Source organism: Pyrococcus sp., from assembly GCF_030153625.1.
Classification (GTDB): domain Archaea; phylum Methanobacteriota_B; class Thermococci; order Thermococcales; family Thermococcaceae; genus Pyrococcus; species Pyrococcus furiosus.
On the sequence record NZ_JASKLM010000023.1, the window covers coordinates 1 to 13,785 of the forward strand.

Annotated in this window: 15 protein-coding genes and 1 pseudogene; 8 read left to right on the forward strand and 8 right to left on the reverse strand. The window is 41.6% G+C overall.

Features of this window, described 5'->3' with window-relative positions; all coding sequences use genetic code 11:
• Window positions 1-221 precede the first annotated feature (221 nt).
• On the forward strand, window positions 222-821 hold the full coding sequence (locus tag PWP39_RS05225) for a hypothetical protein (protein ID WP_288073009.1): 600 nt from the start codon (window positions 222-224) through the stop codon (window positions 819-821).
• 14 nt (window positions 822-835) lie between these two features.
• Here the strand turns inward: PWP39_RS05225 and PWP39_RS05230 are convergent, their stop codons facing one another.
• The 4 genes and pseudogenes from PWP39_RS05230 to PWP39_RS05245 form a co-directional block, all read right to left on the reverse strand.
• Window positions 836-1,699: a hypothetical protein gene (locus PWP39_RS05230; RefSeq protein ID WP_011012023.1), complete on the reverse strand. Its 864-nt coding sequence runs from the start codon at window positions 1,697-1,699 to the stop codon at window positions 836-838.
• Window positions 1,700-1,824: 125 nt separating this feature from the next.
• On the reverse strand, window positions 1,825-2,748 hold the full coding sequence (locus PWP39_RS05235) for a hypothetical protein (RefSeq protein ID WP_288073011.1): 924 nt from the start codon (window positions 2,746-2,748) through the stop codon (window positions 1,825-1,827).
• Window positions 2,733-3,713, reverse strand: coding sequence for a DUF4855 domain-containing protein (locus PWP39_RS05240; protein ID WP_502941336.1), 981 nt, complete (start codon window positions 3,711-3,713; stop codon window positions 2,733-2,735). Before PWP39_RS05240 ends, PWP39_RS05235 begins: the two co-directional genes overlap by 16 nt.
• A 135-nt stretch (window positions 3,714-3,848) precedes the next feature.
• Window positions 3,849-4,372: pseudogene (locus PWP39_RS05245) on the reverse strand (M24 family metallopeptidase); the annotation flags it as partial.
• Window positions 4,373-4,926: 554 nt separating this feature from the next.
• On the opposite strand from PWP39_RS05245, the gene PWP39_RS05250 reads away from it, so the two are divergent.
• From PWP39_RS05250 to PWP39_RS05270, 5 genes are read left to right on the forward strand one after another with little or no spacing between them, the layout of a single operon-like run.
• Window positions 4,927-5,088 carry a hypothetical protein gene (locus PWP39_RS05250; RefSeq protein WP_288073015.1) on the forward strand — a complete coding sequence of 54 codons (162 nt, stop codon included), beginning with the start codon at window positions 4,927-4,929 and terminating at the stop codon, window positions 5,086-5,088.
• Between the two features lie 14 nt (window positions 5,089-5,102).
• On the forward strand, window positions 5,103-6,146 hold the full coding sequence (locus PWP39_RS05255; protein ID WP_014835262.1) for a hypothetical protein: 1,044 nt from the start codon (window positions 5,103-5,105) through the stop codon (window positions 6,144-6,146).
• Window positions 6,143-6,898 carry an ABC transporter permease gene (locus tag PWP39_RS05260; protein WP_011012017.1) on the forward strand — a complete coding sequence of 252 codons (756 nt, stop codon included), beginning with the start codon at window positions 6,143-6,145 and terminating at the stop codon, window positions 6,896-6,898. Before PWP39_RS05255 ends, PWP39_RS05260 begins: the two co-directional genes overlap by 4 nt.
• The gene (locus PWP39_RS05265; RefSeq protein WP_011012016.1) at window positions 6,895-7,359 is read left to right on the forward strand and encodes a hypothetical protein; all 465 of its coding nucleotides are present in this window, start codon (window positions 6,895-6,897) and stop codon (window positions 7,357-7,359) included. The genes PWP39_RS05260 and PWP39_RS05265 overlap by 4 nt, the downstream gene beginning before the upstream one ends.
• A complete protein-coding gene (locus PWP39_RS05270; RefSeq protein WP_011012015.1) occupies window positions 7,346-8,053 on the forward strand; it encodes an ABC transporter ATP-binding protein in 708 nt (235 codons plus the stop codon). The genes PWP39_RS05265 and PWP39_RS05270 overlap by 14 nt, the downstream gene beginning before the upstream one ends.
• A 193-nt stretch (window positions 8,054-8,246) precedes the next feature.
• Here PWP39_RS05270 and PWP39_RS05275 read toward each other — a convergent pair whose 3' ends face one another.
• Both PWP39_RS05275 and PWP39_RS09740 read right to left on the reverse strand, forming a co-directional pair.
• Window positions 8,247-9,650 (reverse strand): ATP-binding protein, encoded by a 1,404-nt coding sequence (locus PWP39_RS05275; RefSeq protein WP_011012014.1) that lies wholly within the window; start codon window positions 9,648-9,650, stop codon window positions 8,247-8,249.
• A 122-nt stretch (window positions 9,651-9,772) separates the two neighbouring features.
• On the reverse strand, window positions 9,773-10,171 hold the full coding sequence (locus PWP39_RS09740) for a DUF234 domain-containing protein (protein ID WP_014835261.1): 399 nt from the start codon (window positions 10,169-10,171) through the stop codon (window positions 9,773-9,775).
• 476 nt (window positions 10,172-10,647) lie between these two features.
• On the opposite strand from PWP39_RS09740, the gene PWP39_RS05285 reads away from it, so the two are divergent.
• Window positions 10,648-11,232: a 50S ribosomal protein L15e gene (locus tag PWP39_RS05285; RefSeq protein ID WP_011012009.1), complete on the forward strand. Its 585-nt coding sequence runs from the start codon at window positions 10,648-10,650 to the stop codon at window positions 11,230-11,232.
• Here the strand turns inward: PWP39_RS05285 and PWP39_RS05290 are convergent.
• Entirely contained in the window at window positions 11,210-12,073 is an 864-nt protein-coding gene (locus PWP39_RS05290; RefSeq protein WP_011012008.1) for a class I SAM-dependent methyltransferase, read from the reverse strand. The genes PWP39_RS05285 and PWP39_RS05290 overlap by 23 nt on opposite strands.
• Entirely contained in the window at window positions 12,070-13,008 is a 939-nt protein-coding gene (locus PWP39_RS05295; RefSeq protein WP_014835258.1) for a dipeptidase, read from the reverse strand. Before PWP39_RS05295 ends, PWP39_RS05290 begins: the two co-directional genes overlap by 4 nt.
• Before the next feature lie 66 nt (window positions 13,009-13,074).
• Between PWP39_RS05295 and PWP39_RS05300 the strand changes: the two genes are divergently transcribed.
• Window positions 13,075-13,785, forward strand: a complete 711-nt coding sequence (locus tag PWP39_RS05300) for an RAD55 family ATPase (RefSeq protein WP_014835257.1) — start codon at window positions 13,075-13,077, stop codon at window positions 13,783-13,785.

The window sequence follows — 13,785 nt, forward strand, 5'->3', positions numbered from 1 at the left end:
GGTTGATAATGGTTTCGGCTTGCATGTTCCCCCCTTTCTTTTTCTGTGGTAGTGTCTGGGATTTAAACCTGACGCCCCACTGCTTATCCTGACAGTATCCGATTTACTTACCAAAAACTAACGAAACATTCCAATACTCCTTCCCCATTGATCGACCAAAAACGATAATAAAAGTCGTTGCAAATGGAAGTTATGCAGTTGTCGGTGTATCCTACACGTGGATGCTCTATTATTTTAAGAGGGAAAAGCTCCTTTGGGAGGGTTCACTCTCAATTGAATGCGGCTATGAGGACTATCCCTACTTTACTTTACACCTAAGCAGGAATGGCTTTGGCTATGCAATATCAAGCGATGGCTGTGCTGTCACCTACTTTAGTCCCAATATGTGGGGAGCTTTTTTACCTAACAAGAATTATTGCCTAAGCTTCGTTGAAGGGCCACCAAAGAATCTTAGCCAGGTTCTCGGCGCTGAAATTCTTACTAAATGCTTAGTCCTTAAGATGAAGTACAAGGGGAAAGAAAAGGGAATCTACTTCTACAGGTTTGGGACATATAATGTGGACAACTTTACATTTAAAGCTGAATACACAGAAAACACACTAGCAAATTCTGAGTATCTTCTAGCTTTTTACAAGGATTATATTGCTCTCTTTAACTGCTCTGGAGAAGTCCTCCGTATCAAAGGAACCTTTAACGAAGTATATCTTGCAGGAGAGGGCTTTGCTCTCGTTAAATATAGAGAGAATGAAGTTTATATTACCCTCTTAACGGTAGAAGAGAAGCCCGAAGTCAGGTTCATTAGAGCTGTCCTTTGGAAATGATAGGATGGGAAAAATTAAGAGCCCCCCTTTAGCATTAAGGAGAGGAGGAGTAATACTAAAACAAATCCAGAACCACAAATCTTGGTTAAATTGCTTGATGTACTAGGAATATTTGTTCCTGTTCTAGTTTTATTGCAGGTAATCTTTTGTAGGGGTTCTATAGGTAGTTTTACGATGGTTCCATTCTCAATCCCAAAGATTAGTGGAACATCACGTATACTCATGCTAATGGAAACGGTAATGACACTCTCATTGACGAGTACAACTCCATTCTTCGCTTTAAAAGCTGTCAATGAAGAGTTTACCACTCCGAGACTTCTTCCATGAACTTTTGAGGTGGGAGGCTCAAGGAGTTTGATCAATGTGTCATTGCAATTTTTGAGTGAAGTTCCGTTAGGATAAGTTATGTCAATGCATTTTGAAACCAATTCAAAGCAATCGTCTTTAAACCGGTAGATTTTCTCCACTCGAACATTCCTCATAAGGGGAAAGCTTCTGGACTTGCCATTAACTGTGAAGGTGACGTTTTTGTATGTTTCCCTATACGTGGAAATTCGCACGGCGTAGAGGGTGTCATTTAGGAATCCTGCTGGCATTGTCCAGTCAAGTGGAGGGCCGAATCCACCCACGAGGAATGCCTTCCTACCATCAGTAAGGATTAGGTAGGAATTCACAGTGTCAACCCTCTCAACCCACTCACCAGCAATCATTTCGCAAATGTAGCTCCAATGAGAGACCTCCACTAAAATCCAACCATCCACCTGGGAAACAGAACTAACACTGTAAACCTCGTGCGGAGAACAATCCGCAGAAACTGCCGGAAAGAAAAGGATAAGAAATGAGATAGGGACTAAAAGGAGCATGAGCTCCTTGGCCATTATCTTCACCTGCTCGTTTAGGGATTGTATCTCTTCTTATATTGTCTTTTGATAGATAGCTGAGACTAAAATTGAGGAAAATGAGAAGGGTAAAAATAAAAATCACCATTTTGGAAATTTTGATTTCACTTTCTTCCTATTTTTGAAAAGATCAGAGGTGGTATTAAAAACAAGAGCATGACAACTCCTGGTCCGCAGATTTTGTGTTTTCTTCTTGGTGTGGAGGAAGTAGTAGTTTCATTGATTATTGTTGGAGTCGGCTTGCATAGTGTAACGTTAACGATCTTAACATCCTCTGGAAACCAGAAGCCATTTAATCCATCCGTTGTATTTATGTAAAGGAGCGTTACCCTCCTCACTTGATCACCCTTTTTGAGAAGGAAGTACACTGGGAAGTTTGAAGAGTTGGGGACAAAGTGATGCCACTTCTCTATGTCTATCCACCGTCTAACCTCCGACCAATTGTAAACGCTGGCATTCTCGGCGATGAAGAAATCGGCGAAAACAGGGTCTTCACGGAATTCCTCGGGGATAACAATCTCCCACCCGTTAATAGTCTTATTCTCAGTTTTAGTTGTCACGGTAACGTTCACCAACTCCACGCAAAAGTCCTCACTCAAACGATAAACAGGATTTAAGTCAATACTTTTAAAGGATCCTTCTGGGTATGCACGAGATGTTAGGTTAACGTACCAAGAGCCATTTAAGTAGAAGATATTCATGAAAGAATGGGGGTAAATAGTCATGTTCGTCATGTTTTTGGGTAACATTTCTCTTAGGGCTGGAGTAAAGTTGAGGAGGTAAAGATTGGAACCATCGTAGTAGAGAAGGTACTCGTAGGCATCATATACTTCAGCCCAGCAGGAAGTCATGCCACAGGCTATGTTATAGTTCTCAACCCCTATATGAATTAGAGCACTTGTACCGTTGGAGTATATATGATACCAGACTTCATAGAGGAAACCCCCTTGCTTTACAGAGTAAACTGCAGAAGCCATTGGAGCAGAGAAAATAAGAAGGGCAAGGATAGGAATCACCAACCTGGGCATTTTGACTTCACCTTGTCAACTACTTTAAAGTCAGTGCCAAAGTAGTATGCTCTGGTTGAGAAGGCACTAGTGCTAACTTTCATGATTGCCTTATAGTAATCGCAGGCACGATCAATGCATTTCTCTTCAGTTTCTGGAGTGGGTTCTACATCACATCCAACCTTTTCGTGGAAAGAATCATTCTGCCACCATCCTTGGACGCTTTTACAATACGCACAATTACTTTTCTCTCCAATTATACTATTATCAGCTTCCATCTCGATTGACAACCCCTCATCTTTCATCCACTCTACACGGCGAACAAGCTCTTGGAAGGTGTAGTCACTACCATCACTTAGCTTGGTAGTCTGATAATAATGAGGCTGAACAAAGACATTGTCAAAGTACTTAGCAAGAGTGGGGATAGCACAAAAAGTCTTCACCTGCTCCATAGTCCTATTTCCAATCGTTGGAATCCAAATTAATTCGAGCCCATGACTGTGAATATAATCACTCATCTCTTGAATGAACTCTTCAGTGACATGTGCTTCATCATAAGATGTGGTCTGGAGGCAGCTTTCGTAGCTCCAGTAGAAGCCGAGTCTGTTATCATCATCAACCCCGAGAACTCCGTCAATCCATTCCCTCCAGTAAGAGTTTTTGAAGCCATTGGCAGGGTTATCCCTAAGCCCACCACTACCATAGGAGAATGGTATTGTAATGTAATAATCTATTGAGGTGATGTGAGTCCTAATCCACAATGCTAGGTAACGAGCATCCTCAAACCCATTCCCAGTGTAATTGATCCCCCTCCCTTCTCCACCTAGGAAGACTACCCTATCAAAACCCCTCTCCTTAAACAACTGGACCTCATCGTAATACGTTCCTGGACTCCTCCCATCAAGAGTCATCCTAGACTCATAACCACCCAGAGTATCATTCCACCTTATCCACCACAAGGCAATCCTCGACACGAAAATCACCAACTAACTACTCACATATAATACATAAAAACCTTACGGATAAATAAAACGAATCCAGACAAGTAGAAGAACAACATTTAACACTGAAATAACAAATTACAACCACACATTAGAACATATTCTATAAAATCCTGCATATTAAAGAAAAGGGAAAACAAGAACTATTAACTCTCTTTCAGCTTTAGTTAGCCTTCTTCCCTTTCCCCCATCAACTACAACGTCATCCTCTATCCTCACTCCTCCCAAGCCTGGAACGTAAATTCCAGGTTCTATCGTGAATGTCATCCCATCTCTAAGGATAACTTCGCCATCTGAGCCTATGTACGGCTCTTCATGAACGTCGAGACCGAAGCCATGACCAGCTCTGTGAATGAATTATTCACCGTAGCCGGCCTTGGAGATAACTTCCCTCGCCCTGGAGCCAACATCTTTCGCTTTTATTCCCTCCCTGACTGCTTTAAAAGCACTTTCCTGGGCACATTAAATACCTCGTAGATCTTAACTAACCTTTCATCGAGTTCCCTAAGCCTATGGTTCTCGTTATATCCGAGCAGTAACCTTTCCATCTCACACCGTAACCCAGGATAAGGATGTTTCCCTTCTGATCTTCCTCTCGCCTGGTTCATGGTGGGATTAGTAACATTTTCGCCAAAAGATACTATATGCTGTGCTATTCCATAGGAGTTGAGGAAATAGAAACTAGGGGCAATAATTCCTTATGAGAATGTTCAACTTAGGCTAAATACGAAATATAACAACATAATGTACTCGCTAACGAGCTTGGTATAATTTTGACATCTTTCTCAATACAATATTATTTTCACTCATTGTCAAAAATTTATAGATTCAAATGTCTAAACATTAAACAAAATCCAAATCAGTATTAGAAAAGTTTATAAAACTTTGAAGAATTATTATAATTGCCCCTTCACAAATAAATGGGGGGGGCAAATGAATAATAGAAGTATTTTTGTTCTCGTTTTAGTGTTGATGACATTAGCAACGGCCTTCGTAACAGCAAAGACTACAGAAGAATCCACAGATAATGCAATACAGGCGACTTTGCCTCCCTATTGTGTATACTTCGACTCTGATTATGACACTGATGCTCTTTATGGCCCTGTCACTAATACACCAATAGCTGGAGTATATGCTTATGTCAGCGGGGAATTAAAAAAAGCCCCCTGTTCCAATAAGACTAAAATAGAATTGAAATATGTCAAGCACACACGATGGAGGGGATATCCCCGGGGCTATAGTACCAGTCTTTATGGGTTATCTTCCAGGCCAGGATATTAATGCTGCATGGACAGATTCATATGGTGCTGGTTTAGGACGGTATTGGCATGCCCATGCAATTATTGGAGTTAGGAATTAGGAGGTGAGTACTAGTTGAAAAAGTACCTAGTCCTATTTACGTTCTTCCTTTTATTTTTCTCTGAACCACTAACTGCGATTCCTTATTGGATTAAAGAGGGAGTATATATAACCTATGTATCTCGCCCTTTGGAGCCTCCCGATCCCGAAGATATCCTTAATAAACACGGATATGGTACTATGACAATTGTGTATAATAGATCGGGACAACTCTTCTTAATAACAACATATGGCAATGGACAAGTAAACTTCACAATAAGTTCAATAAGCTCTAATCTAACAAAGGTAAAGATAAAGATCTCTGGAGAATATGTTGTCGTTAGATATTATTACCCTTCAAACTCCACACCCAATTTCACACCATTTTGGAATGAAGATGACGTAATTGCCATGGAAAGTGGCCCTCTAATGTTCTCAAAAGGATATTCTGTTATGAAAGTAGCCCTTTGGAATTTGACGCTTTGGGGAGAATACTACATAGACACAAACACAGGCGATGTGTACGATTTAAGCGGAAAATATTATGGTAAAACAATTCTCTGGAACGATCCTAACAATCCAATGAAAATAAACGAAACAATTTGTTTTGATTTTGAGGGAAAGCCTATAAAGGTTGCAAATGTCACTATCTCTAATCTTTCTGTTCTGACCTATTATAGAGTATTTAAGCCTCCAGCTATTATGATTAAGACAACCTCGGGTATAGAAAAAGTTCCTCCAGATTTAAAGACTGTAGGAAGGAATATGATGACTTACGACGGCTCCTCAGGAATTCTTTTGAGCATGCTGGGTTTTCATGTTCCAGATGCAAAAGCCGCAGGGTTCCCAGTACTATATGGGTTCGATGAGAAAATGTATGAACTTAGCAAGAGATCCAAAGATGATAAACTTATGATAGCAGGTGGTCTAGTTCTTTACGATACGAACGCTAATTTCCTACAACTTAAAAGGATCCCATACTCTCCACCTACAACTCCCTTGGCTTATCTCTATATTATATCTGGATTGTTTGTAATTATTTTCATCCTAATAAAACTAGCTAGGGAGGGGAGGTCATGAGTAGAATTAAAACTCTTTTTATGTGGGAATTAAATGATCCACTCAAGGTAGGCATATTGCTCGCGGGTATGTTGCTAAATACTTCAATACTTCATCGCTCGTACTTAATTGTAATGTCCTCTCTAACTATTTCTATTGGTACCTCAACGCTAATGGATAACCCTGGGAATAGTCCAACTACCTTAGTAATCGAGGGCGTTCTTAGAAACTTCAGCTTCTGGATGAGCTCCCTGTTATTTCTCATACTTCTTGGAGTTATAACATTCAGACTAGATAGGGATTCTGGATATGCAAATTCCCTATACTCTCTCCCCTACTCAAAGCTTGAGATCTTCCTTGTAAAATTTTTCACAATTATCATTTTCTCTGCATTTTTAGTGTTTTTGCCGTTCTTCTCAGTTATAGTTCTTTCAAACTTTACTATAATTGACTATCTCCCCTCTATTTTATTCTCCGATATGATAAAGTTCCGCTTAATCATGGCCATCTATACACTCCTTTACTCTCTTTCGATTATTACTCTTTTGTCTCTTCTTTCTCCAAATGTATTTGTTGGCTTCATAGTGAGTTTTCTTTCTATCTTTATTCCAATCTTTCTCAATATTGCAAATATTCCCCCAGCTCTCTTCATACTTTCATACTATGGAAGTGTCTCACCATTTGATCAGAAGCTATTAATTTCTGGAATGGTTGTACCTGCTATTCTTCTATCCCTCTCAGGACTTCTAATAGATAGGAGGGATGTCAAATGAGGATTTTTATTGGACTTCTAACATATTTCTTACTTCTTCCCTCTGTCATGATGCTACTTTATTACGGATACTCAGCCGAGCTGCATTCTTCAGGACCCTACTCATTACCCCCAACAGAACGTGGAAAGGGATATTTTCTAACGTTCTCAACACCAACACAATCGCTGGCTGAAGTTGAATGTCGTGGGGGGCTTGGAAACCTAAAAATATTTGATAGATTTAGTGGGGAGCCAATTTATTCCGCAAAAATTTCAGGACAGCTTTTAGAAGAACTCATAATTCCGCATGAAGGGTCTTACTATATGGCTTACTTTGGTAATGGTTCTATTTCTTGTATTTTAAGGTTCAAGGAGAATCATCCAACAAGGAGCGTGCAAAATGCTACATACTTTGTAGGAATAGTATCGGCATTCGGTCTCATACTCTATCTCTGGAGGGGGTGGAAAAATGATAGTCGCTAAAAACCTTGTAAAACGCTTTGGAAACATATATGCCCTCAAGGGTATAACCACAGAGATTCCCGAGGGAACTACTCTTATCCTAGGCCCTAATGGAGGGGGAAAGTCTACCTTTCTAAAGCTCGCTACAGGAATATATAGACCCACCAAGGGAAAAATAAGGGTTCTTGGAGAGAACCCATGGAAAAGCAAAAAGATAAAAAAGTATATCGGTGCCTCCTATGATCCTCCCTCTTTTCCTAAGCTGATTACGGGTAGAGAATGGTTGATGTTCTTTGCCTCTGCTAAGGGATACGGAGAGGAAGAAGTTGAAAGGGTAGCAAAGTTATTTAAAATAGATTTTCTTGATAAGAGGATAGGAGGATACTCCTCTGGAATGCTAAAGAAGTTAAGTGTGGCACAGGCTTTTATAGGAGAACCAAAACTCATATTCCTAGATGAACCTCTAGCCAACCTTGACTTTAAGAACATCGCTGGATTTATCAAAATTATGAGAAAAATTAAACAGAATAATGAGTCGAATTTCGTGATAATCAGTCACATTTGGGAGCCTCTGCTTTTCCTCGCTGATTGGATCTTGGTTATTGCTGACGGAGAAATAGTGCTCGAAGGCGATGTACAGGAAGTCCAGGAAGACGTTAAAAGTCTCTTTAAAGTAGATGTGGATATTAATGAAGAGCAGGATGAACACGCTTAATTCCTGTAATGCTTAGAAACCCATCTTCTAACATTCACAAACTTGCACTCGATAAGTGGAAGGCTACTAGGACATTTGTGATCTCCTATACGTGGAATTAGAGGGTACTCCCATTCCATCAGTGAATATAAATTCACGATACCAACTCTCTCCTCAATCCCACTCATGCAACCACAAGATTAACTTTGTACTGCTAACCCGATACTCCAAGACGCTCAAAATCTTCCAAGTCCCAAGCGAGCCATCCTTCCTCTTTTATTTTATCTTTTCCTTTGACGTTTTTAGCTACAAGCCCATAATGCTTTCCCCACTCATCCAACCCAACAAGTTTAACCTTCCTCTTCAAATCCTTTAAAATTCCTCTCGCTTCCCTCTCACTCAAATCCTTCCACTTCACCTCTATAAAGAGAGCCTTCTTCTCACGCTCATTCAAGGCAACAAGATCTATTTCTTCCCCTTTGTGCCACCACCTTCCAATCTTGGTGAACCTAAAGTTAGTCAGCTTCGTGAAGACCTCAGGTTTTCTCAAGAGGCGTTCAAAGACTCCTCCCATGTATTCCTTGAAATCCTCCTTGGAGCGCTCCCAGATCTCTTTACCCAGCCCGGTCTCAAGATAGCTCTTGTTCGGGAGAACGTAGCGGAACCAGAATGCGAGATAGTTATCCGTTATCGAGTACTTGCCCCGCTTTAAGGCTTCCTTCCTTGAGGCCGTAACTGGCACCTCCCGCTCCACAATTCTAAGTTTTTCAAGGACATTAAGGTACTTGGACACGAGACTCTTATCAAGGCCCGTGGCGTTCACAATTTCACCAAACCTGCTCCTTCCGCTTGCAATTGCCTGGAGTATTATGAAATAATTCGCCGGCTCCCGCATCTCTTCCTTTAGGAGTATCTCGGCCTCCTCATAGAGGAAAGCCCCCTTAGAGAGAACCTTCTCCACGACGTTCTCGTCGAAGCTCTTCTCTGGATCAAATTGGAGGAGATATGCGGGAATTCCTCCGAGGACGCCGTAAACTTTCACAATATCCTCGGTAGAGTAGCTCGGGAAGAACTCCCTCAAGCTCCAGAATGGGAGCTCGTCGACCATCCATTGGCCAGTCCTCCTTCCATAGAGTGGACTTTTGTAGCCGAGAACTTCGGTTTCCATAGAAGAGACGCTCGATCCGCAGAGGATCAGCAGCAGATCGCTCTTCGAAAGCTCCATATCCCATGCCCTCTGGATAAGAGACAAAACAGGCTTATAATGCTCGATTAGATAGGGAAACTCGTCAATAATGAGAACCACCCTCCTTCCCCGAACTCTCTTTGAAAATTCGATGAGGAGCTCATCTATATCACTGAACTCTATCCTCGAAAACAGTCTATCTCCAAGAAAGTCTCCCATCATTCTCTGAAGTTCACGAAGGTTGTCTCGGTAGGGTTTCTCGCTTGCCAAAAAATAAACATGCTCTTTATTCCTCGCAAAGTGTAGGAGAAGCTCTGTTTTTCCTATTCTCCTTCTTCCATAGATTATCAGAAGTTCCGCGTCTCCCGAGGCGTACCTTTCCTCAAGGAAGGCCAGCTCCCTCTCCCTGTTCACGAACTTTTGTCTACTCATGAGTATAATACTTGTGCTTCAACTATTTAAGAATTCCGGTTATTGCGCTGGTGAGATAAAACACTTCAATTGTCCCCCAGAAGGTCGTCCTCTGGATGTCTTCTAGATCCCAAGCGAGCCTCTTATTTTGTCTTTTCCTTTGACGTTTTGGCAACGAGTCCAGCTACCAAGTCAATCTCCTCGTTTTTATACCACCACCTCCCAATCCTAGTGAACCTAAATGGAAGCCTTCCACTCTTGTTCAACGTCAAAAGGAATTCTTTGGCTACATCTTCAAAGACTTCTGCAGTGTAGTAGTCTATGTCATCCATTACGGTATCAACTAGAAGCTCCCCGTTTCCGCTTTCGATCAGGTCGGCATTTGAGTAAACGTAGTGGAACCAAAAGGCGAAGTAGTTATCCGGTATATAGTAAATTCCTGGGTTCGTCAAGCTCCTCCCAAAGGATAAAGAGTGCATCGCCATAGAGTAAGGAGTCAACTCGGAAGTAACTCTTAAGGTTCTCCTCAAGACTCTTTTCATCACTTAACTCAAAATGGTATGTCGATGTGCCTCCTAAAATCCCATAAACCCTTAAAAAATCTTCAAGCGAGTATTTTGGAAGAAATTCACGTGCGTTGAAGAAATCAAGAGATTTAAGCTCGAGCTGAGCTGTTTTTCTACCGTAGAGCGGACTTGCCCAAGGTTTTCCCTTTCGCCTGTCTCCCTCGCAAGCAGATAAAGGCCGCCATACCTCCTCAAGAACTCAAGTATGAGAGCAGTTTTCCCACCCTTCTCCTACCATAGATCACGATGAACTGGGCTTTTCCATCTTCTTTTCTGTCTATGAACAATTGTTTACTCACCGGTAATTTACTTGTGAGTAAATCGATGCGTGACTTAAGGTTCTTTTAACTCCGCAATGCTTAAAAACTCACCTTCCAACATCCACCGACTTGGCGGGGTAAACCCGCGGGATGTCCCCGGATGGGGGAACCACAAACTAGGGAGGGAGAGCAATGGGAATGTATAAGTATATTAGGGAAGCTTGGAAGAGCCCAAAGAAGAGCTATGTAGGAGAATTATTGAAGCAGAGAATGATAAAGTGGAGAAGAGAGCCTGTAGTTGTTAGGATCGAGAGGCCAACGAGACTTGATAGGGCTAGGGCCTTGGGATACCAGGCAAAGCAGGGTTACGTTATCGTTAGAGTTAGGGTTAGAAAGGGTGGAAGGAAAAGGCCCAGGTGGAAGGGTGGAAGGAAGCCAAGCAAGATGGGTCAAGTTAAGTACTCACCAAAGAAGTCCTTGCAATGGATTGCTGAAGAAAAAGCTGCAAGAAAGTTCCCCAACCTTGAGGTTCTCAATAGCTATTGGGTTGGAGAAGATGGAATGTACAAGTGGTTTGAAGTAATTATGGTTGACCCACACCACCCAGTTATCAAGTCCGATCCTAAGATAGCATGGATAGCCCTCAAGCACCACAAGGGTAGAGTATTCAGAGGTCTCACATCAGCTGGAAAGAAGGGTAGAGGACTTAGAAACAAGGGTAAGGGTGCAGAGAAGGTTAGGCCAAGCATTAGAGCTAACGAGGGTAAGGGTAAGTAGGCTTAGTTGCAAAAACTCCGAGTGCTTTTTCTACCCTTTTAACATTTGTAAACCCTACTTTTCTAAGCCTTTCCATAACTCCCCTCTGAAGGTCTTTTTCCCTATACTTTTTGCCCGGGTTTCCAACGTAGTGGAATAGCCTTCCCCCAGGTTTTAGAACCCTGTATAATTCCTCGTAAAATTCCTCGCTGTACAATTCCCCAGCGAGAGAGAACCTGGGCGGATCGTGGATAATTACGTGAAAGCTTTCATCTTCAAATTCTTTAATTACAAAGAAGGCATCTCCCTGGATTATCTTTATGTTTTTGTTTGTGAACAACTCCCTACTCCAGGGGTTTATTCTCGCAAGTTCGATGACGTTCGGATCCTTCTCTATTGTTATAACTTCAGCTCCCCTCCTAGCTGATTCTATAGCGGTATACCCTAGACCCATGCAAGTATCCAATACCTTTTCTCCCCTCCTGGGATTTACCGTGTTCACCTTATTCATTGTATCTTCTAGGGGATTCGTGTCCTTTGTCCTATGCATCCTTATGCCGTTAATCTCTATTGTTGGAGGAATTGTAGGAACGAGTTTGTAAAAGTGTTCTCCCGCTATTGCAGCTTTATAAACTTGGCCATTCTTAACGAAGTACACTGTACCTTCATCTTCAGAAATCTTTTCCACTATTCTAACTTCTACCTTTGAATTATCTGGGAATAAAACAAAGTCCCCTTGAAGGTAAAGTTTTTCCTTTTTGTTACTCCTCATGAGGTCTAAGTTAACCTCAACTTCCTCCTTACCCTCTCTTTTGGCTTTCAGAATTTCCCTCGCCTCTCTGAAAGTTAGGAAGTACATCATCCAACAACTCTATCAAATACCCTCTTAAAGTTGTCGAATGCTATGGCCTTGACTTCTTTTTCACTGAAGTTCTCCTTCAATCTCTCAATTAAATCAGGTATCCTTCTCTCATTTTCTAGCCCCACCACGCTCTTTCCGCTCCACTCTGGGAGATAATATACGAAATCAAACCCAAATCCAACGTGCTTGTAACCTACCAGGTCAACTACATGCTCTACGTGGGCGATGAACTTTTCAAGTGTTGGATTGTCTTTATCTACGAAGGCTGCAACGGCTGTAATTCCAACAACACCATCTCTCTCAGCTATGGCCTTTATTTGCTCATCAGTTAAGTTCCTTGGATTATCGCAGAGTGATTTTGCGTTTGAGTGCGAAGCTATAACTGGAAATCCAGTAATGTCAAGAACGTCCCAGAATCCAGCTTCATTAAGGTGACTTACGTCTATTAAGATCCCCAACTCTTCACATTTCCCAATGACTTCAGCTCCAAAGTTCGTTATTCCTCCATTTGTCCTCTCGAAAACACCGTCTCCAATCTGATTTCTTAAGCTCCAAGTTAATGTCAGCACTCTTAATCCCAGGGAGTAAAATATCTCTAGGATATCAAGACTTTCTATTGGTTCTCCTCCCTCAAGGCCGAGCCAAAGTGCCACCTTATCATTTTTAATAGCTTCCTCCATCTCTTTTATGCTTCTCACTATTTCAAATCTCTGGCTCTCTGCAACGTCTGAGTACAATCTATTGATGGCTTCAAGGGAATACCTCAATATAATAGGTCTCTTATCTGGCTTGCTCCAAATGCTCATAACTCTCGCTGAGATTCCAGTAAAGAACTCATCAAATTTTTCTTCTAAAACTCTTGTTTTTCCGTTTTTCCTTTCTTCATAAATGTATGTGGGTAAATCTGAGTGTGCATCAAATACTCCAATGCTCATGTTATTCACCAAAAGTGTTTTATTCCTTAGCACATAAAAAGACTTATGGACACAAGGGGGAAAACTATGAGCACTGTGGCCGAGAGAATACCTACTGGAGTTAAAGGGCTTGACGAACTTATTGAGGGAGGACTAATTCCCGGGAGGGTGTACCTTATTACAGGGCCCCCCGGAAGTGGAAAAACAACGTTTGGCATGCAATTTCTTTTGGAAGGGGCTAGAAGAGGAGAAAAAGGAGCATACATTTCACTCATTCATAAGCCCGAAGAAGTTGCTAAAGATATAGCGAGATTTAACCCTTCAATATATGCCTACGTAAACACCTGGAAGATTATTTTATATGACCTTGGCCCTGTTCTGTGGAGAGAGAGCACTAAGGTTCCCACTTGGAGGAGCGTTTTGACTAGAATAAAAGATATTGTAGAGAACGAATACATCACGCGGCTTGTGATAGATCCCCTAACAGCAATAGACTTTCCACACCAAGATCCGATTGAAAAGAGGGTTGAACTTGCAAAGTTCATTAGAAGTCTGGAGGATCTAGGAGTTACCGCATACTTGATAGCTGAGATGACAGATCTAGATAGATATTCAGAGGAGCACTATTTAGTTAGTGGTATTATTATGCTCCACTACTTCATGCATGAGGGTAGGATGATTAGGGCAATTCAGATCTTTAAGATGAGGGGAACAAAACACGACCCTAACCTAAAATTACTTGAGTTTACAGACCATGGGTTGGTGGTATACAACAAATCTCCGTTCGAGGTCGAATGA

What these genes read in the sequence shown, in the direction of transcription:
- PWP39_RS05290 (WP_011012008.1), bottom strand. Translation starts at nt 12,073, where the DNA reads ATGATGTACTTCCTAACTTTCAGAGAGGCGAGGGAAATTCTGAAAGCC.
- PWP39_RS05275 (WP_011012014.1), bottom strand. Translation starts at nt 9,650, where the DNA reads ATGAGTAGACAAAAGTTCGTGAACAGGGAGAGGGAGCTGGCCTTCCTT.
- PWP39_RS05250 (WP_288073015.1), top strand. Translation starts at nt 4,927, where the DNA reads ATGTCAAGCACACACGATGGAGGGGATATCCCCGGGGCTATAGTACCA.
- PWP39_RS05265 (WP_011012016.1), top strand. Translation starts at nt 6,895, where the DNA reads ATGAGGATTTTTATTGGACTTCTAACATATTTCTTACTTCTTCCCTCT.
- PWP39_RS05260 (WP_011012017.1), top strand. Translation starts at nt 6,143, where the DNA reads ATGAGTAGAATTAAAACTCTTTTTATGTGGGAATTAAATGATCCACTC.
- PWP39_RS05225 (WP_288073009.1), top strand. Translation starts at nt 222, where the DNA reads ATGCTCTATTATTTTAAGAGGGAAAAGCTCCTTTGGGAGGGTTCACTC.
- PWP39_RS05285 (WP_011012009.1), top strand. Translation starts at nt 10,648, where the DNA reads ATGGGAATGTATAAGTATATTAGGGAAGCTTGGAAGAGCCCAAAGAAG.
- PWP39_RS05300 (WP_014835257.1), top strand. Translation starts at nt 13,075, where the DNA reads ATGAGCACTGTGGCCGAGAGAATACCTACTGGAGTTAAAGGGCTTGAC.
- PWP39_RS05270 (WP_011012015.1), top strand. Translation starts at nt 7,346, where the DNA reads ATGATAGTCGCTAAAAACCTTGTAAAACGCTTTGGAAACATATATGCC.
- PWP39_RS05235 (WP_288073011.1), bottom strand. Translation starts at nt 2,748, where the DNA reads ATGCCCAGGTTGGTGATTCCTATCCTTGCCCTTCTTATTTTCTCTGCT.
- PWP39_RS05230 (WP_011012023.1), bottom strand. Translation starts at nt 1,699, where the DNA reads ATGGCCAAGGAGCTCATGCTCCTTTTAGTCCCTATCTCATTTCTTATC.
- PWP39_RS09740 (WP_014835261.1), bottom strand. Translation starts at nt 10,171, where the DNA reads ATGAAAAGAGTCTTGAGGAGAACCTTAAGAGTTACTTCCGAGTTGACT.
- PWP39_RS05295 (WP_014835258.1), bottom strand. Translation starts at nt 13,008, where the DNA reads ATGAGCATTGGAGTATTTGATGCACACTCAGATTTACCCACATACATT.